The 22,620-nt window shown below is 70.1% G+C and carries 20 protein-coding genes and 2 pseudogenes; 12 read left to right on the top strand and 10 right to left on the bottom strand.

Translation table 11 applies throughout. The annotated features are described in order from the left end of the window. Nucleotides 1-155: 155 nt before the first annotated feature. Both MZV50_RS03610 and MZV50_RS03605 read left to right on the top strand, forming a co-directional pair. Nucleotides 156-917 (top strand): GntR family transcriptional regulator, encoded by a 762-nt coding sequence (locus MZV50_RS03610; RefSeq protein ID WP_252633055.1) that lies wholly within the window; start codon nucleotides 156-158, stop codon nucleotides 915-917. Nucleotides 918-1,067: 150 nt separating this feature from the next. Beyond that, nucleotides 1,068-3,230 (top strand): TonB-dependent receptor, encoded by a 2,163-nt coding sequence (locus tag MZV50_RS03605; protein WP_252633054.1) that lies wholly within the window; start codon nucleotides 1,068-1,070, stop codon nucleotides 3,228-3,230. Between the two features lie 72 nt (nucleotides 3,231-3,302). Here MZV50_RS03605 and MZV50_RS03600 read toward each other — a convergent pair whose 3' ends face one another. The 3 genes and pseudogenes from MZV50_RS03600 to MZV50_RS03590 all read right to left on the bottom strand — a co-directional run. Beyond that, on the bottom strand, nucleotides 3,303-4,388 hold the full coding sequence (locus MZV50_RS03600; protein ID WP_252633053.1) for a tartrate dehydrogenase: 1,086 nt from the start codon (nucleotides 4,386-4,388) through the stop codon (nucleotides 3,303-3,305). After that, a complete protein-coding gene (locus MZV50_RS03595) occupies nucleotides 4,385-4,747 on the bottom strand; it encodes an MOFRL family protein (RefSeq protein ID WP_252633052.1) in 363 nt (120 codons plus the stop codon). The genes MZV50_RS03600 and MZV50_RS03595 overlap by 4 nt, the downstream gene beginning before the upstream one ends. A gap of 284 nt (nucleotides 4,748-5,031) precedes the next feature. Next, nucleotides 5,032-5,661, bottom strand: a pseudogene (locus tag MZV50_RS03590) (glycerate kinase type-2 family protein); the annotation flags it as partial. A 146-nt stretch (nucleotides 5,662-5,807) separates the two neighbouring features. Here MZV50_RS03590 and MZV50_RS03585 point away from each other — a divergent pair. Then, nucleotides 5,808-7,178 (top strand): MFS transporter, encoded by a 1,371-nt coding sequence (locus MZV50_RS03585; protein WP_252633050.1) that lies wholly within the window; start codon nucleotides 5,808-5,810, stop codon nucleotides 7,176-7,178. Between the two features lie 247 nt (nucleotides 7,179-7,425). Here MZV50_RS03585 and MZV50_RS03580 read toward each other — a convergent pair whose 3' ends face one another. Next, a complete protein-coding gene (locus MZV50_RS03580; protein ID WP_252633049.1) occupies nucleotides 7,426-8,169 on the bottom strand; it encodes a hypothetical protein in 744 nt (247 codons plus the stop codon). A gap of 31 nt (nucleotides 8,170-8,200) precedes the next feature. Beyond that, nucleotides 8,201-10,189: a protein meaA gene (locus MZV50_RS03575; protein ID WP_252633048.1), complete on the bottom strand. Its 1,989-nt coding sequence runs from the start codon at nucleotides 10,187-10,189 to the stop codon at nucleotides 8,201-8,203. A 367-nt stretch (nucleotides 10,190-10,556) separates the two neighbouring features. Here MZV50_RS03575 and MZV50_RS03570 point away from each other — a divergent pair, with 367 nt between their 5' ends. Both MZV50_RS03570 and MZV50_RS03565 read left to right on the top strand, forming a co-directional pair. Continuing rightward, nucleotides 10,557-10,766, top strand: coding sequence for a cold-shock protein (locus tag MZV50_RS03570; RefSeq protein ID WP_252633047.1), 210 nt, complete (start codon nucleotides 10,557-10,559; stop codon nucleotides 10,764-10,766). A gap of 65 nt (nucleotides 10,767-10,831) precedes the next feature. After that, entirely contained in the window at nucleotides 10,832-11,191 is a 360-nt protein-coding gene (locus tag MZV50_RS03565) for a DUF6481 family protein (RefSeq protein ID WP_252633046.1), read from the top strand. Here the strand turns inward: MZV50_RS03565 and MZV50_RS03560 are convergent. Continuing rightward, entirely contained in the window at nucleotides 11,188-11,919 is a 732-nt protein-coding gene (locus tag MZV50_RS03560) for an enoyl-CoA hydratase/isomerase family protein (protein ID WP_252633045.1), read from the bottom strand. The genes MZV50_RS03565 and MZV50_RS03560 overlap by 4 nt on opposite strands. Nucleotides 11,920-12,179: 260 nt before the next feature. On the opposite strand from MZV50_RS03560, the gene ccrA reads away from it, so the two are divergent. Beyond that, nucleotides 12,180-13,451 carry a crotonyl-CoA carboxylase/reductase gene (gene ccrA, locus MZV50_RS03555; RefSeq protein ID WP_252633044.1) on the top strand — a complete coding sequence of 424 codons (1,272 nt, stop codon included), beginning with the start codon at nucleotides 12,180-12,182 and terminating at the stop codon, nucleotides 13,449-13,451. Nucleotides 13,452-13,590: 139 nt separating this feature from the next. On the opposite strand, the gene MZV50_RS03550 is transcribed toward ccrA, so the two are convergent. Then, nucleotides 13,591-14,223: a TetR/AcrR family transcriptional regulator gene (locus MZV50_RS03550; RefSeq protein WP_252633042.1), complete on the bottom strand. Its 633-nt coding sequence runs from the start codon at nucleotides 14,221-14,223 to the stop codon at nucleotides 13,591-13,593. A 112-nt stretch (nucleotides 14,224-14,335) separates the two neighbouring features. Here MZV50_RS03550 and spt point away from each other — a divergent pair, with 112 nt between their 5' ends. Next, on the top strand, nucleotides 14,336-15,556 hold the full coding sequence (gene spt / locus MZV50_RS03545) for a serine palmitoyltransferase (protein ID WP_252633040.1): 1,221 nt from the start codon (nucleotides 14,336-14,338) through the stop codon (nucleotides 15,554-15,556). 73 nt (nucleotides 15,557-15,629) lie between these two features. Here spt and MZV50_RS03540 read toward each other — a convergent pair whose 3' ends face one another. Then, nucleotides 15,630-15,941 (bottom strand): hypothetical protein, encoded by a 312-nt coding sequence (locus MZV50_RS03540; RefSeq protein ID WP_252633039.1) that lies wholly within the window; start codon nucleotides 15,939-15,941, stop codon nucleotides 15,630-15,632. Nucleotides 15,942-16,176: 235 nt separating this feature from the next. Between MZV50_RS03540 and MZV50_RS03535 the strand changes: the two genes are divergently transcribed. From MZV50_RS03535 to MZV50_RS03525, 3 genes are all read left to right on the top strand, one after another. Next, nucleotides 16,177-17,655 carry a M20 family peptidase gene (locus MZV50_RS03535; protein ID WP_252633038.1) on the top strand — a complete coding sequence of 493 codons (1,479 nt, stop codon included), beginning with the start codon at nucleotides 16,177-16,179 and terminating at the stop codon, nucleotides 17,653-17,655. Nucleotides 17,656-17,862: 207 nt separating this feature from the next. Beyond that, a complete protein-coding gene (locus MZV50_RS03530) occupies nucleotides 17,863-19,026 on the top strand; it encodes an aromatic ring-hydroxylating oxygenase subunit alpha (RefSeq protein WP_252633037.1) in 1,164 nt (387 codons plus the stop codon). A gap of 163 nt (nucleotides 19,027-19,189) precedes the next feature. Continuing rightward, complete coding sequence (locus MZV50_RS03525) at nucleotides 19,190-19,708, top strand: CPBP family glutamic-type intramembrane protease (RefSeq protein WP_252633035.1); 519 nt, start codon at nucleotides 19,190-19,192, stop codon at nucleotides 19,706-19,708. 97 nt (nucleotides 19,709-19,805) lie between these two features. On the opposite strand, the pseudogene MZV50_RS03520 reads toward MZV50_RS03525, so the two are convergent. Further along, nucleotides 19,806-20,361 (bottom strand): annotated as a pseudogene (locus MZV50_RS03520) (SH3 domain-containing protein). 206 nt (nucleotides 20,362-20,567) lie between these two features. Between MZV50_RS03520 and MZV50_RS03515 the strand changes: the two are divergent. Both MZV50_RS03515 and MZV50_RS03510 read left to right on the top strand, forming a co-directional pair. Continuing rightward, complete coding sequence (locus tag MZV50_RS03515) at nucleotides 20,568-21,263, top strand: glucosamine inositolphosphorylceramide transferase family protein (RefSeq protein ID WP_436792224.1); 696 nt, start codon at nucleotides 20,568-20,570, stop codon at nucleotides 21,261-21,263. Then, nucleotides 21,176-21,460, top strand: coding sequence for a hypothetical protein (locus MZV50_RS03510; RefSeq protein ID WP_252633033.1), 285 nt, complete (start codon nucleotides 21,176-21,178; stop codon nucleotides 21,458-21,460). The genes MZV50_RS03515 and MZV50_RS03510 overlap by 88 nt, the downstream gene beginning before the upstream one ends. Here the strand turns inward: MZV50_RS03510 and MZV50_RS03505 are convergent. Beyond that, nucleotides 21,366-22,568: a glycosyltransferase gene (locus tag MZV50_RS03505; RefSeq protein WP_252633032.1), complete on the bottom strand. Its 1,203-nt coding sequence runs from the start codon at nucleotides 22,566-22,568 to the stop codon at nucleotides 21,366-21,368. The two genes, MZV50_RS03510 and MZV50_RS03505, sit on opposite strands and share 95 nt — an antisense overlap. Nucleotides 22,569-22,620: the final 52 nt, after the last annotated feature.

The following is a 22,620-nucleotide window of genomic DNA, read 5'->3' as shown; positions in this document are numbered from 1 at the left end:
GCGGTCTCCTGCTGGGAGGCGGCCGGAAGGCTGGAATGCATCCAGTTTCGGCGGTTGTTGTCGAGGGTGACTTGCGCGGCCGCGGGCGGACCGGTGTAGAGAAAGGACGGCGCGCCGCGACGCGCGGCGGCGGGCGTATCGATCAGAGGGCGGACATGACGGCGGTTGCAGCGGATCAGGAGGCGGGCGTGACGGACCACCCGCCGCACACCGAGCCGGCCACCCACACGGTGCTGACGCGCCTGCGCGAGCGGATCGTGACCGGCGAGATTCCGCCCGACGCCCGCCTGCGGGCCGAGGGCCTGGCCGCCGAGATGAACGTCTCGCGCACGCCGATCCGCAGCGCTCTGGCGGTGCTGTCGGCCGAGGGGCTGGTCAGCTACAGCGTCAATCGCGGCTACACCGTCCGCGCCATGTCGCTGGGCGACATCTTCGATTCCATCGAGGCCCGCGCCGCGCTGGAGAGCCTGGCCGCCCGGGCCTCGGTCGACCTGGGCTGGGCGCCCGAGGCGCTGGAGCATCTGGCGTCCCTGGCCCGCGCCGGCCGCGCCATCGTCGACAAGGGCCAATGGTCCGAGGTGATCGAACACGCCTGGTACACGATCAATCGGCAGTTCCACGCCCAGATCCTGCACGCCGCTCAGAACACCGTGCTGCGCAACGCCCTGCGCATGACCCTGATCTATCCGCTGTTCGGCGACGCCGCGCGCCTGTGTCCGACCGTCTCGGCCTGCGTGCCGCCGCGCCTGCGCCAGGTGCCGGCCACGCCGCCCGACCACATCCGCCAGTCCCAGGACGATCACGAGAAGATCCTGGCGGCGATCCAGGCCGAGGACAGCATGGAGGCTGGGCGTCTCATGTCGGACCACGTTCTCGCTACACGGACCCGCCTGCACGCCATCGCTCTTCGACGATGAACCGGCGGTCCTCCCTGGCCTCGTCATAGACACATCCAAACGTCATAGCAATTGCATCCAGTTTATTGACCGATGTGATCCAACTCCCCTAAGGTTCCCCGACGGCGGGGCGCGACCCATGCCGCAAGAACAACAATTGGGGAGTTGAACATGGCGGCCAGCCGCAAAGCCTTGACCTATGCACCCGCGCTTCTGGCGCTGCTCGGCGCCCCGGCGGCGCTGGCCCGGACCCCGTCGGCCGCGCCCGCCCAGGAGGTGAGCCAGATCGAGGAGGTGGTGGTCACCGCCCAGCGCCGCAGCGAAAGCCTGCAGGACGTGCCCGTCACCGTGACGGCCTTTGGATCCGATCAGGTCCAGCAGGCCCGCATCCGTCAGATCGACGACGTCGCCGGCCTGACCCCCGGCCTGCAGTTCGACGCCTTCCCGGCCTCGCAGCCGCGCATCTCGATCCGCGGCATCGGCTCGTCCGACCGCGGCGCGGCCGGCGATCCCAGTTCGGCGGTGTTCCTCGACGAGATCTATCTGGGCCGTCCCGCCGCCGTGGCCTTCGACGCCTTCGACGTCGAGCGCATCGAGGTGTTGAAGGGCCCGCAAGGCACGCTCTACGGCCGCAACGTCGTGGGCGGGGCGATCAATATCGTCTCCCACAAGCCCGAGCTGGGCGGCTTCGACGCCGCCGCCGAGGCGACGGCCGGCAACTACAGCCGCCTGGAAGGCGCCGGCGTGATCAACGCGCCGTTCGCCGACGGCAAGGCCGCCCTCCGGGCCAGCGCCGCCTGGCGCACCCACGACGGCTATGTGAAGAACACCTTCACCGGCGACGACGTCGAGGACCAGGACACCCGCAGCGGCCGCCTGTCCCTGCGCTTCGAGCCCCAGGAGAACCTGCGCCTGCTGGCGACGATCGACGGGACCCGCGACCGCGCGACCGGCCCCGCCCAGCACGTCCTGGACCTGGACGCCAGCGATCCCCGATCGGCCCTCTGGACGGTCAACCGCGACCGCAAGCATACCGCCGGCTCCGATGACGGCTACCAGAACCGCGACACCTGGGGCGTGCGCTTCCAGGCCGACTGGGACCTGTCGTTCGCCACCCTCACCTATCTGGGCTCGTACCGCGACCTCGACTATCACGTCGCCTACGACTTCGACGGCGGCAATCCCACCTTCAACCGCGCCGGCATCTCGGGCGCCAACGACGAGGCCAGCGACTTCTCCAGCCACGAACTGCGCCTGTCCTCGCTTCCCGGCGAGGGCGTGCAGTGGGTGGCCGGCCTCTACACGTTCAACAGCGACACCGACCGCAAGGACACGCTGGGCATCAACCTGGGACGCCCCGGGACCGAGATCTACACCCAGTCGGCCAAGCTCAAGAGCTATGCCGCCTTCGGCGACGTCACCGTACCGCTCAGCGACCGCCTCTCATTGATCGGCGGCCTGCGCTATTCGAAGGACGACAAGGACTATCGCGTCGACAACCTGGCCGGAAACACGCTGTTCCGGGCCGACGAACGGTTCGATGTCGCGGTCTCGGACAGCTACAAGGCCTGGACGTGGCGGGCCGGCGTCAACTTCAAGCCGGTCGAGCATCATCTGCTCTATGCGATGGCCTCGCGCGGCTTCAAGAGCGGCGGCTTCCAGGACACCCCGGGCAGCGCCGCCGACGCCCGCGACGGCTTCGAGCCCGAGTTCGCCACCCAGTACGAGGTCGGCCAGAAGAGCACCTTCCTGGGCGGGGCGCTGGTCTGGAACAACACGATCTACGTGATGAAGTACACCGACCTGCAGACGCGGCGCACCCTGCCCAACCTTTCGGTCGTCACCGACAACGCCGGCGAGGCGACCATCAAGGGCTACGAGACCTATCTGGCCTGGCGTCCGTTCTCGGGCGCGCGCCTGGTGGCCAGCTACGGCTACACCGACGCCAAGTTCGACGTGTTCAGCCCCGAGCCGGGCGTCGACTACGCCGGCAACCGCATCTCGCGCACGCCCAAGCACAAGCTGGTGCTGTCGCCGTCCTACGACCTGGCGCTAGCCGGCGGCGGCGATGTCCGCTTCGCCGTCGACTATCACTACGAGAGCCTGATCTTCGACGACAATTCCAACGACGGCCCCGAGCGCCGCCCCGCGACCAACTTCTATGACGGACGGATCGTCTACACCACGCCGGGCGACCACTGGTCGGTGTCGCTGTGGGGCAAGAACCTGTCCAACGAGGTGACGCGCACCTTCCAGGCGGTGTTCCTGGGCGCCAACTTCGGGGCCTACAACCCGCCCCGCACCTTCGGCGTCACCCTGAACTGGAAGCATTGAGGGCCCCGGACGCACGAGAAAGGCCGCTGGCTCACCGAGAGCCAGCGGCCTTAATTCGAGCGGCCCTCAGCATCACCGAGCGGCCATGACCGCCTCGGCGATCGCCCGGCCGCAGGCCTCCGTGCCCAGGGGGCCGCCCAGGTCGCGCGTGCGCAGCTCGGGCCTGGCCAGCACCGCCTCGATCGCCGCCAGCACCGCCGCCGCCGCCGCATGCTCGCCCAGGTGATCCAGCATCAGCGCCGCCGACCAGATCTGGCCGACGGGATTGGCGATCCCCTGCCCCGCGATGTCCGGGGCCGAGCCGTGCACGGGTTCGAACAGCGACGGAAATATCCGCTCGGGATTGATGTTGCCCGCCGGCGCGATGCCGATCGTGCCGGTGCAGGCCGGACCCAGGTCCGACAGGATGTCGCCAAACAGGTTCGAGGCGACCACCACGTCGAACCAGTCGGGGTGCTGCACGAAGTGCGCGGTCAGGATGTCGATGTGGTACTTGTCCCAGCGCACGTCGGGATAGGCCGGCGCCATGGCTTCGACCCGTTCGTCCCAGTAGGGCATGGTGATCGAGATGCCGTTGGACTTGGTGGCCGAGGTCAGGTGCTTCTTCTCGCGCCGCTGGGCCAGGTCGAAGGCGTACTTCAGGATCCGGTCGACGCCGATGCGGGTCATCACCGTCTCCTGCACCACCACCTCGCGCGGGGTGTTCGGGAAGATGCGGCCGCCGATCGAGGAATATTCGCCCTCGGTGTTCTCGCGCACGACGTAGAAGTCGATGTCGCCCGGCTGGCGCCCGGCCAGCGGGCTGGGCACGCCCGGCATCAGCTTGACCGGGCGCAGGTTGACGTACTGGTCGAACTCGCGCCGGAACTGGATCAGCGAGCCCCATAGCGAGACGTGGTCGGGCACGCTGGCCGGCCAGCCCACCGCGCCGAAGAAGATGGCGTCGTGACCGCCGATCCTGGCCTTCCAGTCGTCCGGCATCATCTTGCCGTGCGCCAGATAGTAGTCGCACGAGGCGAAGTCGAAAGGGTCGAACGCGAAGCGGCAGCCGAAGCGCGCCGAGACCGCCTCCAGCACCCGCAGCCCCTCGGGAACCACCTCCTTGCCGATCCCGTCGCCGGGGATGACGGCGATGCGATAGGAACGCGTCTGGCTCATGGGACATCCTCCGAGGATGGGGCGTCGATTAGGATCGCCCGGAAGTCGTTGACGTTGGTGCGGGTCGGCCCGGTGATCAGGAGGTCGCCCAGGGTGGCGAAGAAGCCATAGCCGTCGTTGTCGGCCAGCCGCTCGACGGCGTTCAGGCCCAGGGCCGCGGCGCGCGTCAGGCTGTCGGGGAACAGCCACGCGCCGGCGTTGTCCTCCGATCCGTCGATCCCGTCGGTGTCGGCCGACAGGGCGTGGATCCCCGGCCGGCCGTCCAGCGCCGCCGCCAGGGCCAGCAGATATTCGGCGTTGCGCCCGCCGCGCCCCTGGCCGACGACCGTGACCGTGGTCTCGCCGCCCGACAGCAGCACGCAGGGCCGCGCCCCTCCCCGCGTCCGTCGGCGATCTTCAGGGCCATGCGGGCGTGGGCGGCGGCGACCGTGCGGGCCTCGCCCTCGATCGCATCGCCCAGCACGATGGGCGTCAGCCCTCGGGCCGAGGCCTCGCGCGCCGCGACGTTCAGCGCATCGCGCGGCCGGGCGATCAGCACGGCCTCCGCGCCGGGGATCCGCTTGGGCGTCTCGCTCCGCGGATCGTTCAGCCAGGCCCGCACGGACTCGGGAACGGCGATCCGCCAGCGTTCCAGAATCGCCAGCGCGTCGTGGCGGGTCGTGGGGTCGGGCGTGGTCGGACCCGAGGCGATGGTCGAGATCTCGTCGCCCGGAACGTCGGAAATGGCCAGGGTCACCACCCGGGCCGGCGCGGCCAGCAAAGCCAGCCGTCCGCCCTTCACCGCCGACAGGTGCTTGCGGACGCAGTTGATCTGGTCGATCGACGCACCGCTGCGCAACAGCGCCCGGGTGATAGCCTGCTTGTCGGCCAGGGTCAGGCCGGGCGCCGGCGCCGCCAGCAGCGCCGAGCCGCCGCCCGACAGCAGGCACAGCACCAGGTCGTCGGCGGTGAGCCCGCGCAGTTGCTCGATCATGGCGGCGGTCCCGGCCACACCCGCGGCGTCGGCGACCGGGTGGCCCGCCTCGACCACGACGATCCGCTCGCACGCCGCGCCATGGCCGTAGCGCGTCAGCACCACTCCCTCCAGCGGCCCGCGCCAGTGCGCCTCGACCGCCGCGGCCATGGCGGCGGCGGCCTTGCCCGCCCCGACGACGACGGTCCGGCCCTTGGGCGGCGGCGGCAGGTGCTGCGGCGTGCGAAGCGCTGGCGACGCCGCGCCGACGGCGGCCTCGAACAGCGCCTCCAGGGTCTCCCGAGCCTTGTCGTTGGTCACGTCGCCTGCGCCTTTCGTTCCCGCCCTGTTAGGCTGGCGACGACGCCGACGGCCAATGCGCAAAACGCATCAAATCATCGGCCGGCGCGCATCCGCCGATCGACAACGGGCTTGGCGCGGCCGGCGAAAGCGGTCATGTGCGCGGGATGAACGCCGCCGCTCCCTCCCGCCTCGTCGACAAGGCCCTGGCGCCGCGCTTCGCCCTGCTGTGCCTGGGCGTCTGGCTGAACGCCGCCGACACCCTGGTGACGGCCACCATCATGCCCAGCGTCGCCCGCGAGATCGGCGGCTATCAGTATTTCGGCTGGTCGGTGGCGGCCTATCTGACCGGCTCGATCGTCGCCGGGGCCTGTTCGGGCAAGCTGTCGACGGGTCTGGGCCTGCGCGCGGCCACCGCCCTGACCGGCCTGATCTACGCCGTGGGTTGCGCGATGAGCGCGCTCGCGCCCGAATTCGTCACCTTCATCCTGGGCCGGCTGATCCAGGGCCTGGGCGCGGGGGCCGTCGTCGCCCTGTGCTACGTGGCCATCACCGCCCTGTTCCCCGAGCGCCTGTGGCCGCGCGTCTACGGCGCGGTGGCCGGGGTGTGGGGCGCGGCGACCCTGCTGGGCCCGCTGCTGGGCGGCCTGTTCGCCGCCGCCGGCTTCTGGCGCGGGGCCTTCTGGCTGTTCGTGGTCCAGGCGGTGATCTTCGTCGGCGCGGTGCTGGTCATGTTGCCGGCCGACAAGGGCGACACCGGCCGGGGCCGGATCCCCACCCTGCAGCTGGCCTTGCTGGTGGTCGGCGTCAGCCTGATCGGCGGCGCGGGCGTCGTCGCCTCGCCGGGCCTGGCCGCGACCCTGGCGGTCGGCGGCATGGTCGGCATGGCCGCCATGCTGGCCGTCAACGCCCGCACCCACGACCGCCTGCTGCCCCGCAACGCCGCCGACCTTCGTACGGCCACGGGCCTGGGCCTGCTGACCATCTTCGCCACCGAGGCGGCGGTGATCGGCTTCACGGTCTATGGCCCCGCCTTCATCCAGGTCCGGCATCACGCCTCGCCGCTGACCGCCGGCTATGTCGTCGGGGCCATCGCCGCCGGCTGGACCCTGTGCGCCATGGTCTTCGGCCACACCCCGGCCCAGAAGGACGGCCGCCTGGTGCGGCTGGGCGCGGGGGTGATCCTGGTCGGGGCGGCGCTGTCGGCCTGGGCCACGGCGCGCGGGACCCTGATCGAGACCGCCGCCGCCTTCGCCGTCCTCGGCGCCGGCTTCGGCCTGGCCCACGCCTTCGTCGCCCGCCGCGCCATCGGCGCCGCCCCGGCCGACGAACAGGCCATGGCCTCCTCGGCCGTGCCCACATCCCAGCTGATCGGCGGCGCGGCGGGGGCGGCTGGCGCGGGGGCCCTGGCCAACGTCCTGGGCTTCAGCCACGGCGTCGACCCGACCCTGGCGGCGAGCCACGGCCTGGTGCTGTTCGGCGCCTTCCTGCCCCTGGCCGTGGTGGGGTTCGCGGCGGCTTGGCGGTTGGGGCGTTAGGGCTTCCACGTACCGCTCATCCCCGCGAAAGCGGGGACCCAAGCGGCTTGGGTCACCGAGCAAACGTTACTTTATTTTCTCGTCATTCCCGCCCTTGTGGCGGGAACCCCTGGTTCAGCTGACACGTGAAGAGCAAGCGGACTGCTCAGCAGTCCGCCTCGCCCGCACCTGCGGCGGACAGAGGGGTTCCCGCCACAAGGGCGAGAATGACGGGGTCATGGCGTGATCATAGCACGAAACACCGCCTTCAGCCGTAGGTCGTGACCTTGACGGTGTCCGGTACGTCGGTGGCGCCGTGGATGGGCAGGACGACGCCGTTCGTGGTCCAAAGCTCGATCCGCAGATCCGGCCGAAGGGCGCGCAAGGCGGCCAGGGCCTCACCCGGATAGAGGCCGGTGGGCGCCAAGGGCAGAACCCGCAAGCCGTCGTGCTTCGTCATCAGACGCAACTCGCGCGCGCCCTGGGACCGAATGGCGAAGTCGATGGCGCTCCAGGCGACCGGCGCCGACCAGGCTGGCGCGAAGACTCCGTCCCGGTCGATCCTCAGTTCCACCCGCGCGCGCCAGGCCTTGGCGACGAGCAGGACGGTCATCGCCAGCCCGACGAGACTCGCCACGATGGCGCCCGCCAGCCGGAGCACGTCGCCGCCAAGCCAGTGCGCCCAAGCGATCCGCGCCAGCACGACCAGCAGCGGAACCATGAACAGCGCGAACACCAGTCGCTTCAGGCGTTCCGGCCGCGCCGTCAGCCAGACGCCGGGCTCGGCGACGTTCAGCCGGCCGATGATCCGCTCCGCGCTCTCGTGCGACAGCAGCGCGCGGAGCGCCCAGATCGCGACGATGGCGAGGGCGAAGAAGGTGCGGGGCGCGTTTTCGAGGGGCTGCTCCAGCCAGCGCTGGAACACGGTCGCGCCGATGAGCAGGGCCAAGAAGCCGGCCCAGGTGAGGACGGTTCTGTAGGGCGCCAGGCGATGCTGGAGCGCGCGAAGCATGAATTCAATCTAGGCGCGAACGCCTTGACTGTCACGCCTGCTCCAGCGCCGTCGCTTCCACGAGCTTGACCACGTCGCCCATGATCTCGGTGATCCGGAAGTCCTTGGGCGTGTAGATCCGCGCCACGCCCATCTGCTTCAGGATCAGGGCGTCGGCCTCGGGGATAATGCCGCCGGCGACGACGGGGATGTGGCCCAGGCCCTCGGCGCGCATCACGCGGATGACCTCCTGCACCAGGTCGAGGTGCGAGCCCGACAGGATCGACAGGCCGACGACGTGAGCGCGGCTCTCCTTGGCGCGGCGGACGATCTCTTCCGGCGTCGAGCGGATGCCGTCATAGACCACCTCCATGCCGCAGGCGCGGGCGCGGGTGGCGATCTGCTCGGCGCCGTTGGAGTGGCCGTCCAGGCCCGGCTTGCCGACCAGATAGGTCAGGGTGCGGCCCAGCACGCGCGAGACCCGCTCGACCTCGCGCTTCACCGCCTCGACGTCCTCGGCCTCGCCCGTGGAGACGACCACCGCCACGCCGGTCGGGCCGCGATATTCGCCGAACACCGCGCGCAGGGCGCCGGCCCATTCGCCGGTGGTGACCCCGGCCTTGGCGGCGGAAATCGAGGGCTCCATGATGTTGGCGCCAGAGGCGGCGGCGGCCTTCAGCGCGGCCAGGGCGGCCTCGACGGCGGCGGGGTCGCGGGCCTCGCGCCAGGCCTTGATGCGGGCGACGACGTCGGCCTCCAGGCGCGGGTCGACGGTCTCGATCGAGCTCTCGCCAGCAGACAAGGGCGAGGCCTCGCTGTCGGTCCAGCGATTGACGCCGACCACGGTCATGTCGCCGGTCTCGACCGAGCGCACCCGGCGGGCGTTCGAGGCCACCAGCTCGGCCTTCATGTAGTCGATGGCGTTGGACGCCCCACCCATCTCGTCGATCAAGGCCAGCTGCGCCAGCGCGCCCTTGGAGAGTTCGGCGACCTTGGCCTCGACCACGTGGCTGCCGTCGAACAGGTCCTCGTATTCCAGCAGGTCGGTCTCGTAGGCGAGCACCTGCTGCAGCCGCAGCGACCACTGCTGGTCCCACGGGCGCGGCAGGCCCAGGGCCTCGTTCCAGGCCGGCAGCTGCAGGGCCCGGCAACGGGCGTCCTTGCTGAGCGTAACGGCCAGAGCCTCGATCAGGATGCGGTAGACGTTGTTCTCGGGCTGCGGCTCGGTCAGGCCCAGGCTGTTGACCTGCACCCCGTAGCGGAAGCGGCGGGCCTTCTTGTCCTGGACGCCGTAGCGCTCCAGCAGGATCTGGTCCCAGAGCTTTGTGAACGACCGCATCTTGCACAGCTCGGTCACGAACCGCACCCCGGCGTTGACGAAGAAGCTGATCCGCGAGGCGACGATCTCGAAGTCCTCGTCGGGGACCTGGCCGCCGGCCTTGACCGTGTCGAGCACGCTGATCGCCGTGGCCAGGGCGAAGGCCAGCTCCTGCTCCGGCGTCGCCCCGGCCTCCTGCAGGTGGTAGCTGCAGACGTTCATCGGGTTCCACTTGGGCACCTCGCGATAGCACCAGGCGATCATGTCGCCGATCAGCCGCAAGCTGGGCCCCGGCGGAAAGATGTAGGTGCCCCGGCTCAGATACTCCTTGATCAGGTCGTTCTGGGTGGTGCCCTGCAGCAGGGCCCGGTCCGCCCCCTGCTCGTCGGCCAGGGCCACATACATCGCCAGCAGCCAGGCGGCCGGGGCGTTGATGGTCATGGAGGTGTTCATCTTCTCCAGCGGGATCTCGCTGAAGAGGGCGCGCATGTCGCCCAGATGGCTGATCGGCACCCCAACCTTGCCGACCTCGCCGCGCGCCAGGATGTGGTCCGGATCGTAGCCGGTCTGGGTGGGCAGGTCGAAGGCCACCGACAGGCCTGTCTGCCCCCTGGCCAGATTGGCCCGATAGAGCGCGTTCGACTTCTCCGCCGTCGAGTGGCCGGCATAGGTGCGGAAGATCCACGGCGGATCGGGCGCGTGCTGGTACGGCGTGGTGGTCATGGTCGCTCCCGGGGCGGCTCTAGTGGCCTGGCTTATCGGCGATCATGATCCCGGATTTGCTGCGATGCAATATGGATTTCGCGGGTGCGGGAGCGCCTGCAGGCCACCCGAACTGACGGCGAGAATCCAAATCAAAGCGCCGCTTCAATAAATTGAATTCAGCCGAATGATTAGAAAAATAAAATATTAGTTCGCGTCACATTGATATCTGTGCCAGTATCTCGATATCGAATATCGCCTTGGCTACGGTCGCTCTCCAGGTTTCAATCTCAGGATTGAGCTTCCGGGTCTGTCTCCGATCCTTCTCGAATTTGACGTCGCGCCTCGATCGAGGCGCGAGAACATTTGCGCCTGAAAGGTGTTTCCCATGACGACCGGTACCGTGAAGTGGTTCAACTCGACCAAGGGCTTCGGCTTCATTCAACCTGACAACGGCGGCCCGGACGTTTTCGTCCACGCTACGGCCGTCGAGCGCTCAAGCCTCGGCGCGCTGCACGAAGGCCAGAAGATTGGCTACGAGCTGGAGCAAGACCAGCGCAGCGGCAAGACCTCGGCCGGCCAGCTTCAGGCGGCCTAAGCCCTCAGGCCCCCGCTCCTCCGGGTTCGGGGGCCAATGCTTTCTCCTTCAGTCAGAAAGACTTCGTGCAGAACACATTCAACGACGGCTTCGCCGATCGCCTCAAGACCGCCGCAGCCGCTCGCCAGGCCCTGCTTTCGCGCTTCAAGCCTCAAGAGGCTCGCCCCGCGCCGGAACGCATCGACCGGGCCAACGAGCGCAAGGTGATGCTCGCCCAGGTTCGCGCCGACCGCTCCCTGGCCAAGACCGCCAGGCAGGACGCCGCCGCGGCGACCGTCGCCGCCGAAGCCCAGGCCGTGGCCGATGCCGAGGCGGCCGCACTCAACGCCAAGCGCGGCGAACGCAAGGAGCGTAAGGCCTTGTCCGCGATCGAAGCGAAGGCCAAACGCGACGCGCGCTATGCCGCTCGCCAGGCGCGTCGCTAGCTCCCCTCAAACACGGCCAGGCGCTTGGCGATGAACGCCGCCCGCGCCTCGGCGTGATCGGCGCTCGAGGCCAGCGCCGGGATCTCGGCCTGGGTGGTCGACACCCCTGACGCCACGCGCTTGGTGGCCGCGACGGCCAGAGGCGCGCGGGAGGCGATCACGCGGGCCATCCCCAGCGCCGCGTCCAGCAGCCCGTCGGCCGGATGAACCTCGGCCACCACCCCGTCCGCCAGCGCTCGCGCCGCGTCGAACGGGGCGCCGGTCAGCAGGTGGGGCTTGGCGCGGCTCTCGCCGATCAGCCGGGTCAGCCGGCCGGCCGAAGCGGTCAGGCCCATCCGCACCGCCGAGCAGGCGAAGCTGGCCCGGGCGCTGGCCAGGCGGATGTCGCAGGCCAGGGCCAGCTCCAGCCCGCCGCCGATGCACCAGCCGTCGACAGCCGCGATCACCGGCGCGCGGCAGGCGGCGACCGTGTCGCACATGTCGAGGAAATGCAGGATCGCCGCCGTCTGCGTCTCGACGTCCCGCGACAGCGACTCGGCCAGGTCGTCGCCGGTGCAGAACGCCCCGTTGCGGCCGGTCAGGATCACCGCCCGCACGGCCAGGTCGGCCTCGATCGCCGCGAAGGCGTCCAGCAGCCGGGCCCGCTCGGCCATGGCCAGGACGTTGGCCGGGGCGGCGTCCAGTTCGACGAGGACGATCGAAGGTTCGGGATGCGACAGGTGGATCATGGCGGCGCCAAACTGGCCCGCGCCAGGGCGGTCCGCAACCTTACGTCACGGCGCCACGATCAATCATGTTGCGACGCACAAGATTCCGCTTGCCAGTTTCAAACATCTATCTCAGCGTAAGGGTCTTCCGGGTCGATTTTTGCGCCCAGAAGCCAAAAAACGAACCCCAGGGAGGCGATTTTCACCGCCTCACCTCAGGGACGGCGCAGCCGAGATTAACCTTTGAGCGTTGTTGCAGCGCAGAAGGAACGGGGAGTGAGATGACGACGCAGACGCTGGCGAAGACCGAGCTGAAGGACCTGTACGAGATCGGCGAGATCCCGCCGGCCTTTCACGTGCCGAAAAACATGTACGCCTGGAGCATCCGCAAGGAGCGCCACGGCACGCCGTCCACGGCCATGCAGGTCGAGGTGGTCCCGACCTGGGAGATCGGCGAGGACGAGGTGCTGGTCCTGGTGATGGCCGCCGGGGTCAATTACAATGGCGTCTGGGCCGCCCTGGGCGAGCCGATCAGCCCGCTGGACGGCCACAAGCAGCCCTACCACATCGCCGGCTCCGACGCCTCGGGCATCGTCTGGGCGGTCGGCTCCAAGGTGAAGCGCTGGAAGCTGGGCGACGAGGTCGTCATCCACTGCAATCAGGACGACGGCGACGACGAGGAGTGCAACGGCGGCGACCCGATGTTCTCGTCCAGCCAGCGCATCTGGGGCTACGAGACGCCGGACGGCAGCTTCGCCCAGTTCTGCCGGGTGCAATCCCGACAATTGCTGCCGCGCCCCAAGCACCTGACCTGGGAAGAGGCCGCCTGCTACACCCTGACCCTGGCGACGGCCTACCGCATGCTGTTCGGCCACAAGCCGCATGAGCTGAAGCCCGGCCAGAACGTGCTGGTCTGGGGCGCCTCGGGCGGCCTGGGCGTCTTCGCCGTGCAGCTGGCCGCCGTGGCCGGCGCCAACGCCATCGGCGTGGTCAGCGACGACGACAAGCGCGAGTTCGTGCTGTCGATGGGCGCCAAGGCCGTGCTGAACCGCAAGGAGTTCAACTGCTGGGGCCAGCTGCCCAAGGTCAACGGCCCCGAGTTCAACGACTACATGAAGGAAAGCCGCAAGTTCGGTAAGGCGATCTGGCAGATCACCGGCAATCGCGACGTCGACCTGGTGTTCGAGCACCCGGGCGAGCAGACCTTCCCGGTCTCGGTGTTCGTCGTGAAGCGCGGCGGCATGGTGACCATCTGCGCCGGCACCTCGGGCTTCAACCTGACCATGGACGCCCGCTTCCTGTGGATGCGCCAGAAGCGCGTGCAGGGCAGCCACTTCGCCAACCTGATGCAGGCCAGCGCCGCCAACCAGCTGGTCGTCGACCGCCGCGTCGACCCCTGCCTGTCGGAGGTCTTCCCCTGGAAGGACATCCCGGCCGCCCACGAGAAGATGCTGGCCAACCAGCACCTGCCCGGCAACATGGCGGTCCTGGTCTGCGCCCAGCGTCCGGGTTTGCGGACGTTCGAGGAAGTGCAGGAGCTGAGCGGGGGGTAATCTTCCTTCTCCCCTTGCGGGAGAAGGTGTCGGCGAAGCCGACGGATGAGGGGTCGATAGGCCTGTCCGGTTAGCGGAGCGCGACCCCTCACCCGACCGCCTCCGGCGGCCACCCTCTCCCGCAAGGGGAGAGGGGAGACTAGCGGCTCATCAGCGCCAGCAGCCGCTCGGCCAGCGCCGGCCGCGCCGCGTCGGTGGCGCAGGCGACCACGGGGGCCAGGACGCCGATCTGGGCGGTCTCCAGGAAGCCGGCGTCGGTGGAGTCGCCGCAGGCCCAGTCGTAGATCGCGCCCAGATAGTTGGAATAGATCACCCGCCCCAGCCGGTCGGCGTCGACCCTAGGCGCGATCTCGCCGGCCGCCTGGGCCTGGACCATGGCCCGCACGGCCGGATCGGCGGCGTCGCGGCCGATATGGGTGCCGTCGAACAGCACGCGCGGGATCCGCACCAACACCTGCCGATAGAGCGCCGCGTCGTCGATATAGAGCTGGGCCGAGACCCGCGCCGCCTCCAGCGCCAGGGCGACGCCGGTCGCCCGGGTGTCGGCCAGCGCCGCCTCGACCCGGTCCATCGCCACGTTGATGACCGCCAGCCCGACCGCGTCCAGTCCGCCGATCAGGTTGTAGATGGTCTGGGGGGCGACCTGGGCCGCGGCGGCGATCTGGCTGAGCGCGACGTTCTCGAACCCCTGCGCGCGCCACAGGCCCGAGGCCGCGGCCACGATCTCGGCGTAGCGCCGCGCCTTGCCGCGCTCGCGAAGCGATCCGGCCAAAGATGGATTCAATTCCAATTTCATTGCTTGATCTATTTTTAGACTCTATTCCAAATAAAAGCCTGGCGGTAGCCGTCATGCCCTCTTAGCGCAATTCGAGGAAAGCACGCCCTTGGGTCTGTTCAGTTCGCACGCCGCCCTGGCGGCTCGCTACGACGCCGCCCGCGCCTCGGGCCGGATGCCCACCGGCGTGGTCATGGACCGGCTGCTGTCGGCCAGCGAGGCGATCATCGACGGCCGCCGCACCGTCACCGCCGGCACCCACAACTATCTGGGCCTGGCCTTCGACGAGACCTGCATCGAGGCGGCCGTCGCGGCGGTGCGGCGCGAGGGCACCGGCACCTGCGGCTCGCGGATCGCCAACGGCTCGTTCGCCGACCACGTGGCCCTGGAGGCCGAGCTGGCCGCCTTCCACGGCCTGCGCCACGCCATGACCTTCTCGACCGGCTATCAGGCCAACCTCGGGGTAATCTCGTCCCTGGTCGGAGCCGGCGACTTCCTGCTGCTGGACGCCGACAGCCACGCCTCGATCTACGACGCCTGCAAGCAGACTCAGGCCAGCGCCATCCGCTTCAAGCACAACGACCCGGCCAACCTGGACGCCCGCCTGCGGCGGCTCACCGGCGAACCGGGCGACAAGCTGGTGGTGGTCGAGGGGATCTACTCGATGCTGGGCGACATGGCCCCGCTGAAGGCCATCGTCGAGGTCTGCCGCCGCCACGGCGCCTATCTCCTGGTCGACGAGGCCCATTCGATGGGCGTGCTGGGCGCGCGCGGCGCGGGCCTGGCCGAGCACGAGGGCGTGCTGGATCAGGTCGACTTCGTGGTCGGCACCTTCTCCAAGAGCCTGGGCGCGGTCGGCGGCTACTGCGTCTCCAACCACGACCGGTTCGACCTGCTGCGCCTGGCCTGCCGGCCCTACATGTTCACCGCCTCCCTGCCCCCGGCGACGGCGGCCTCGGTGCGCGCGGCCCTGAAGGCGGTGGCCGAGCGGCCGGAGCTGCGCGAGCGACTGTGGCGCAACGTCCATCGCCTGTACGCCGCCCTCGACGACGCCGGCTTCGCGCTGGGTCCGACGCCCAGCCCGATCATCGCGGTCCGCCTCGACTCCGAAGCCACGACGCTGGCGATGTGGCGAGCCCTGCTGGACGCCGGCTACTACGTCAATGTCGGCCTGCCGCCGGCCACGCCCTCGGGCGAGAGCCTGCTGCGCTGCGCGATCTCAGCGGCCCATTCCGACGCCCAGATCGACGGCCTGGCCGAGCAGCTGATCCGCCTGGGCCAGGATTTCGGCGCGCTGGCCGCGCCGCGACAGGCGGTGACGGGGCGGTAGAGCGCTCCTGATCCGCTCATCCCCGAAAGCGGGGACGAGCGGTATGGGGTGCATGGTCCAACACCCCCTCGCCTCACAATCGCCCGCGCCCTCCGCCCTTGAGGCGGTCCAGCTTGCGGGGCGGCCGCTCTTCCGCCGCCACCTCCGGCTCGAAATCCAGCGGCGCCAAACCCGCCGGTGACCGGGACGGCTTTGGTCTTGGCGTCATGGCGGCGACCTTGCGGGCCATGGCGGCCAGGTCGCCGCAGGCCTTGGCCTTGTCGCGGGCCTTGCGGATGACGGCGGGATCGTCGGTGGCGGCGATGGTCTCCCAGACCGCGTCGAGGGCCGCCATCAGCTGGCGCTGCAGGCGTTCACACCAGGTTTGCGTAGAGGATTGGGTCATGCCCCCGAGTGTGCGGCCGCGCCGGACACCGAGGATAAGAAACGTGCGTTTTCCTGCAAGCTTCTGAATTCCTTGGCGCCGACCTCGAAAAGCACGGGGATTGAGCCCTTCCCCGCGATGCGGGGGAGCCTCTTCCGCCCCGCGTCCTGTGGATAACTTTCGCGTCCCCGGCGGGATTGCCAGCGCTCCCGCCCCAAAGCACAGTCGCTTCCAACAAGTGTTTGGGGAGACGGACATGGGTGTCGGGGGAAAGGTCGCGCTGACGGCCGTGGGGCTGGTGCTGGCCGTGGCGGCGGTGGTCGCCGCCAAGACCGCGATGTTCGTGCCGCCGGCCCAGGTCGATCCGGCCTCGGTCAAGCTGGCCCCGGCCCGGCCGTTCGACGTGGCCAGGGCCGCCGACCACCTGGCCCAGGCGGTCCGCTTCCAGACCGTCAGCCACCAGGACCGGGCCGAGGACCAGCCGGCCGAGTGGGACAAGCTGCACGCCTGGCTGCAGGCGACCTACCCCGAAGCCCACAAGGTCATGACCCGCGAGGTCATCGCCGAGCACACCCTGGTCTATACCTGGCCCGGCTCGAACCCGGCCCTGCCGCCGATCGTGCTGATGGCCCACCAGGACGTGGTGCCGGTGACGCCGGGCAGCGAGGGCCAGTGGACCCATCCCCCCTTCGACGGCGTCGTGGCCGACGGCGCGGTCTGGGGCCGGGGCTCGATCGACGACAAGGGCTCGCTGGTCACGCTGTTCGAGGCCCTGGACGCGGTGGCCGCCAGCGGCTTCAAGCCCCTCCGCACCGTCATCGTGGTCAGCGGCCACGACGAGGAGGTGCGCGGCGTCGGGGCCCGCGCCGCCGCCGCCCTCTTGAAGTCCCGGAATATCAAGGCCCAGTTCGTGCTGGACGAGGGCATGGCCGTGGTCGCCGACCATCCCGTGACCGGCAAGCCCGCCGCCATCATCGGCACCGCCGAGAAGGGCTATGCGACGATGAAGGTCGTCGCCCCGGCGGTCGGCGGCCACTCGTCGGCCCCGCCCAAGGACGGCGGCGGCGTGGTCGCCCTGTCGCGCGCCGTGGTGGCGATCAACGACCACGCCTTCCCGATGCGCTTCCAGGGCCCCGGCGCCGACATGCTGAAGGCCATCGCCCCGCACGCCTCGCCGGTGGTCAAGATCTTCGCGGCCAACACCTGGCTGTTCTCGCCGCTGCTGGTGAAGGTGACCGCCAAGTCGCCGGCCGGGGCGGCCATGCTGCACACCACCATCGCCCCGACCATGCTGAAGGGATCTCCCAAGGAGAACGTCCTGCCGCAGGACGCCACGGCCTGGATCAACTACCGCATCGCGCCCGGCGACACCTCGGCCACGGTGATGGCCCGCGCCAAGGACGCGGTCGGCGCCCTGCCGGTCCAGCTGTCATGGGCCAAGACGCCGGACGAGCCCTCGGCCGTGTCCTCGACCAATTCGGACGCCTGGAAGACCCTGGCCGGTCTGGCCGCCGACGAGAGCAAGGCCCCGGTCGTGCCGGGCCTGGTCACGGCGGGCACCGACAGCCGCTACATGGGCGGGGTGGCCAGCGACGTCTATCGCTTCCAGCCGCTGGTGCTGAAGGTCGACGAAACCAAGATCATCCACGGCACCGACGAGCACATCAGCCTGGACAATGTCGGTAGAATGGTGCGCTTCTATCAGCGTCTGGTGGAGACCGCCGCGTCGCGGTGACGTCTTCTTCCGGATAGGGGCGTGTTCGGGGGAACACGGTCGGGGGACTTGGCGGGGGCAATCCGCCCACAACTTTGGCTGTCGCCTTCCTTGGCCTGAGCACGGCTGTCGCATTCGGCCTGTACGAGCGCACTCTGCGCGTTCGGGGCCCGTGCGACATCGCGCCTCAAGTTACAGCGTTCACCCAAGCCCGCTAGAAGCGACCCCATGCCCGCCGACGACGCTCCGCTGCTGAACGCCAAGGCGACCGCCAAGCCCGCGGCCGCCAAGCCCGTGACCGCCAAGCCCGTGATTGGCGCCCCCTTGGGCGAGAAGTTCGGCGAAGGCTTCGTCTGGGACGCCTGGTACGTCGCCTGCGTGTCGCCCGAGATCAAGCCGGGCAAGGCCGAGAAGCGCGAATATCTGGGCGAGCCGGTCCTGCTGGGCCGCACCCGCGCGGGCCAGGCCTACGCCATCCGCGACATCTGCCCCCACCGCGCCGCCGCCCTGTCGGCCGGCCGCGTCCACCGCGAGGCCGACGGGACTGACAGCGTCGAGTGCCCCTATCACGGCTGGCGCTTCGGCCCCGACGGGGCGTGCAAGTCGATCCCGTCCCTGACCGGCGACAGCGACTTCGACATCTCCAAGGTCCGCGTCCGCCGCTATCCGACGGTGGAACAACAGGGCCTGGTGTGGATCTGGATGAGCTCGAACCCGCGCTTCGACGGCGAGCCGCCGGAGCCGCCGCCGGAAATCCCGGGCGTCGCGGGCGGCGCGCCCAAGCTGGTCGACCACCTGGACTACGACATCCATATCGACCACGCCGTGCTGGGCCTGATCGACCCGGCCCATGGCCCCTACGTCCACCAGCAATGGTGGTGGCGGACCAAGGCCAGCCAGCACGAGAAGAAGAAGCGCTTCTGTGCGTCGGAAGCCGGCTTCACCATGGTGCGGCACGAGCCCTCGAAGAACTCCAAGGCCTACGCCATCCTGGGCGGCGAGCCGCTGACCGAGATCACCTTCCGCCTGCCCGGCCTGCGCTGGGAGCACGTGACGGTGGGCGAGCGGCAGGTGCTGGCCCTGTCGGCGATGACGCCGATCAACGCGCACAAGACCCGGATGAACCAGATCATGTGGTCGGATCACTGGGCCTTCACGGCCTTCTACCCGCTGATCCGCGTGGCCGCCCGGGCCTTCCTGCGCCAGGACGGCAAGATCGTCGACTGCCAGACCCCCGGCCTGCAGTGCAATCCGCCCCTGATGTGGGTCGGCGACGCCGACCAGCAGGCCCGCTGGTACCACCAGTGCAAGCGCGAATGGAACGCCAGCCGGCGGGAGGGCCGCGCCTTCGCCAACCCGGTGCGGGACCAAACGCTGCGCTGGCGGACTTAAGGGTTCCGCAAGAGCGTTCCCAGGACCCGCTTCCCCGGCGAAAGCCGGGGCCCAGATCGAACCCACCGACTTCACCGAACTTGGCGTGGCATCTAGGCGCGAACACCCAAACCTCTCAGGATGAATCTGGGCCCCGGCTTTCGCCGGGGAAGCGGAGTTGGGGATGGCGGCGAGCTTCAAGGTCTATCAAGCAAGCCTCCTCGCCAGCCTGCGCACCCTGCCCTCGCCGCGCGGCTGGGGGTTCTGCCTCGCCGTCGCCGCCGTCACCCTGGCGATCATGGCCGCGATCGGGTTCGCGACGGGGCTCTACCGCCTGACGCCGACCCAACCGGGCCTGCCCTTGCGGCTGCTGACCGTCCTGGTCATCCCCGCCCTGGGCGAGGAGATCCCGTTCCGGGGCCTGCTGACGCCGGGGCCGGGCGAGAGCCGGCGGCCCTGGCTGGCGGTCGCCCTCTCCACGACGCTGTACACCCTCTGGCACGTGGTCGAGGGGCTGACGTTCCTGAAATCCGCCGCCCCCGTCTTCCTGCGCCCCGACTTCCTGCTGTGCTGCGCGGTGCTGGGTCTGGGCTGCGCGATCACCCGGCTGAAGACCGGCTCGCTATGGCCGGCGGTGCTGTTGCACGGGGCGCTGGTGGTGGTCTGGCAGACCTGGCTGGGCGGGGTCAGCGCCCTCTCGTGATCCCATGAAAAAGCCCGCCCGGTGCGAACACCGGACGGGCTCTCCTCACGGCGCGGCCAGAGGGACGGAGCGGCCACGCCCCGAAGTCTGGACGCCCTTAGGCGCGGTAGACGTAGGCGCTGGAGACGTAGCCGACGCCGACGCCGTCCTGGCCGACCAGGATCCACTTGCCGTCACCGGTGCGGCCCAGGGCCTGGAAGGTGGCGCCCGAAGGCAGCCCCCACGCGGTCGGCGCGGGTCGAGGCGGCGGAGCGCACGTTCAGGGTCGAGCGGGCCACGTACTTGCGGTTCACCTTGACCAGCGGCTCGGCCTCGACGGTCTGGGCGTAGCGATAACCGCCCGACTTGTAGATGCCGCCGACCTCCTTGGCCGCCTCGCTCTTCTGCATGTTGCAGCCCACCGCCGAGCCGGCGCCCGCGCCGAGCACCGCGCCGATGGCCGTGCCCGTGCCGCGATCGCCCTTGCCGGCGATCTTGTTGCCGGCCAGGCCGCCCAGCAGGCCGCCCAGGACGGCGCCGACTTCCTGCTTGCCGCCCGAGGCCTTGCAGCCGACGACGCCGGCGTTGGCTTGCGGCGCGGCGGCCATGCTCAGAGCGGCCGCGGCCGCGCCCAGGGTCAGGGTGATCGTCTTGATCTTGGTCGTGATGGTCATGGTCGTATTCCTTCGTCCCAGTGATGTGTCCGAGGCCGTCTCGACCTCGTGAGACGCACCATGGCAGGGCGAAGCTGAACGGTGTCGGCGACCCGACTGACAGAGTTCGTTCATGTTGGAAAAAAGTTTGGCCGGAGCCTCGCAACGTCCATGATGGGGCCGGGTTCGACGCCTTTTATGTGTGTTGGGGGACGCTCTTGGGCTTGGTGAAGGACATGTGGCGCGTGGGCCTGGTGCGCGCGCCGCTGGAGGCGCTGCTGGCGCCGGGGGCCCTGGCCCGCCATGAGGTCCAATGGATCCCCGATCCGGGTCCGTTGCGCTTCCTGGCCGACCCGATCGGCGTCTGGCGCGACGGCCGCCTCTACGTGTTCGCCGAGATCTACGACTATCGCGACCGGGTCGGGGCGATCGAGGTGCTGACCTTCGACGCCGACCTGACCCTGCTGAACCGCCGGCCGGCCCTGAAGGAGGCCTGGCACCTGTCCTACCCGTTCATCATCGAGACCGATGGCGAGACGTACATGCTGCCCGAGGCCCACAAGTCGGGCCGGCTGACCCTGTATCGGGCCGAGGCCTTTCCGACCCGCTGGGTCCCGGCGGCGGTGCTGGACCTGGACCAGGTGGCGATCGACGCCACGCCGATCTTCCACGAGGGCCGCTGGTGGCTGTTCTATACCCCGGCCACGACCAAGGCCGACAAGGTCAGCGCCCTGCACGTGGCCTGGGCCGACCGGCTGACCGGGCCGTGGACGCCGCACGCCGGCAATCCGGTCCGCTACGACCCGTCCAGTTCGCGGCCAGGGGGACGCCGATCGTGGTCGACGGCGCGATCGTGCTGCCGGTCCAGGACTGCCGGCGCACCTATGGCGGGGCGATCCGCGCCCTGCGCATCACCACCCTGACGCCCGACCGCTTCGAGGCCCAGGCGGACGAGCCGATCACCGCCCCGCCCAGCTTCGGCCGCCATGTCCAGGGGCTGCACACCCTGGCGGCGGCGGGACCGGTCACGCTGATCGACGCCAAGCGGTTCGAACTGTCGCCGGCGTCGCTGGCGCTGGACGCGCGACGGGCATGGCGAAAACGGGCGCGGCGGGCCTGATCCGCCCGCGGGCGCCGCGCTTGGCCGCCACGGCGTCGAACACCCGCAGATAGGCCTCGGCGATCGGTCCGATCCGGTAGTCGGCGACCAGGGCGGCCAGGGCGGCCGGATCCGGCGCGTGTCGGGCCAGCTCCGCGTCGAGACAGGCGGCCAGGGCGTCGACGTCGCCGATCGGCGCCACCTGGCCGGCCAGGCGCGAGCCCAGCAGCTCGCCGGCCGCCGGCGTGCAGTCGGTGCTGACCACCGGACGCCCCGCGCCCAGGGCCTCGACGATCACCGCCGCGTAGCCTTCGTAATAGGAGCTGAGCAGGAAGGCCCGCGCCGTCTCCAGCCAGGGCCGGATGTCGCGGGCGTAGCCGGGGAAGCTGACCCGGTCGGCCACGCCCAGGTCGCGGGCCAGGGCCTCCAGGGCCGCGCGGCGCTCGCCCTCGCCGACGATCACCAGCCGGGCCTCCGGATCCTTGACGCGGGCGAAGGCGCGCAGGGCGACCTCGAAGCCCTTCTCCTTGACCAGCCGGCCGGCGGCCAGGATCACCTTGCCCTCGGCGGGGCGGGCGAAGGCCTGGTCGGCGTCGTCCAGGGCCGGCAGCGGCAGGCGCTGGGTGACGCGTCGGCCCAGCACCCGGTCGGCGTCGTGGGTCATGCTGTCCGACAGCGAGATGGCGCGGTCGACGCGACGCAGTTGGCGCCAGGTGCGCAGGTTGTAGGGGATCTGGGCCAGGCGGCCGCGCCCGTGGCGATACAGCGGCGTGCCGATCTGGGCGACCACGCCGGGCCGCTGGTCGGCCGGCAGGGCGTCGATCGCCGGCAGGATCGGCCAATGATAGTTGCCGGGCACGAACAGGATGTCGGGACGGTGGGCGGCGACATAGTCGGCGGTCGCCTTGCCCAGGCGGCGGCGCGAGCCCCGGCCGCGCGGGATCGGCGGATCGCACGCCACCACCTCGACCCCCGGGTCGATCAGCGCGGCCAGCGGGCCGTCGCGCGTCCCGCAGAACAGCGTCACCCGCCGGCCCGCCGCCGCCCAGCGGTTGGCCAGCCGCACCGCGATCCGCTCGGAGCCTCCCAAAGGCAGGTCATGCAGCACGATCGCGATTGTCTTGGCCATGTCATCCATCCGCGCCCCCCGGCCGGACGCTTCTGGACACGGACGAACCGCG

Origin of the sequence: Caulobacter segnis (genome assembly GCF_023935105.1) — a bacterium.
GTDB classification, from domain to species: Bacteria; Pseudomonadota; Alphaproteobacteria; order Caulobacterales; family Caulobacteraceae; genus Caulobacter; species Caulobacter segnis_B.
The sequence above is the reverse complement of the archived record's forward strand: the minus strand, read 5'-3'. Positions and strand labels throughout refer to the sequence as shown.

Excerpts from the sequence above, each read along its gene's own strand:
- MZV50_RS03610 (WP_252633055.1), top strand. The coding sequence starts at position 156 with ATGACGGCGGTTGCAGCGGATCAGGAGGCGGGCGTGACGGACCACCCG.
- MZV50_RS03535 (WP_252633038.1), top strand. The coding sequence starts at position 16,177 with ATGGGTGTCGGGGGAAAGGTCGCGCTGACGGCCGTGGGGCTGGTGCTG.
- MZV50_RS03575 (WP_252633048.1), bottom strand. The coding sequence starts at position 10,189 with ATGACCACCACGCCGTACCAGCACGCGCCCGATCCGCCGTGGATCTTC.
- MZV50_RS03540 (WP_252633039.1), bottom strand. The coding sequence starts at position 15,941 with ATGACCCAATCCTCTACGCAAACCTGGTGTGAACGCCTGCAGCGCCAG.
- MZV50_RS03505 (WP_252633032.1), bottom strand. The coding sequence starts at position 22,568 with ATGGCCAAGACAATCGCGATCGTGCTGCATGACCTGCCTTTGGGAGGC.
- MZV50_RS03570 (WP_252633047.1), top strand. The coding sequence starts at position 10,557 with ATGACGACCGGTACCGTGAAGTGGTTCAACTCGACCAAGGGCTTCGGC.
- MZV50_RS03585 (WP_252633050.1), top strand. The coding sequence starts at position 5,808 with ATGAACGCCGCCGCTCCCTCCCGCCTCGTCGACAAGGCCCTGGCGCCG.
- MZV50_RS03530 (WP_252633037.1), top strand. The coding sequence starts at position 17,863 with ATGCCCGCCGACGACGCTCCGCTGCTGAACGCCAAGGCGACCGCCAAG.
- MZV50_RS03525 (WP_252633035.1), top strand. The coding sequence starts at position 19,190 with ATGGCGGCGAGCTTCAAGGTCTATCAAGCAAGCCTCCTCGCCAGCCTG.
- MZV50_RS03580 (WP_252633049.1), bottom strand. The coding sequence starts at position 8,169 with ATGCTTCGCGCGCTCCAGCATCGCCTGGCGCCCTACAGAACCGTCCTC.
- MZV50_RS03605 (WP_252633054.1), top strand. The coding sequence starts at position 1,068 with ATGGCGGCCAGCCGCAAAGCCTTGACCTATGCACCCGCGCTTCTGGCG.
- ccrA (WP_252633044.1), top strand. The coding sequence starts at position 12,180 with ATGACGACGCAGACGCTGGCGAAGACCGAGCTGAAGGACCTGTACGAG.
- MZV50_RS03560 (WP_252633045.1), bottom strand. The coding sequence starts at position 11,919 with ATGATCCACCTGTCGCATCCCGAACCTTCGATCGTCCTCGTCGAACTG.
- MZV50_RS03600 (WP_252633053.1), bottom strand. The coding sequence starts at position 4,388 with ATGAGCCAGACGCGTTCCTATCGCATCGCCGTCATCCCCGGCGACGGG.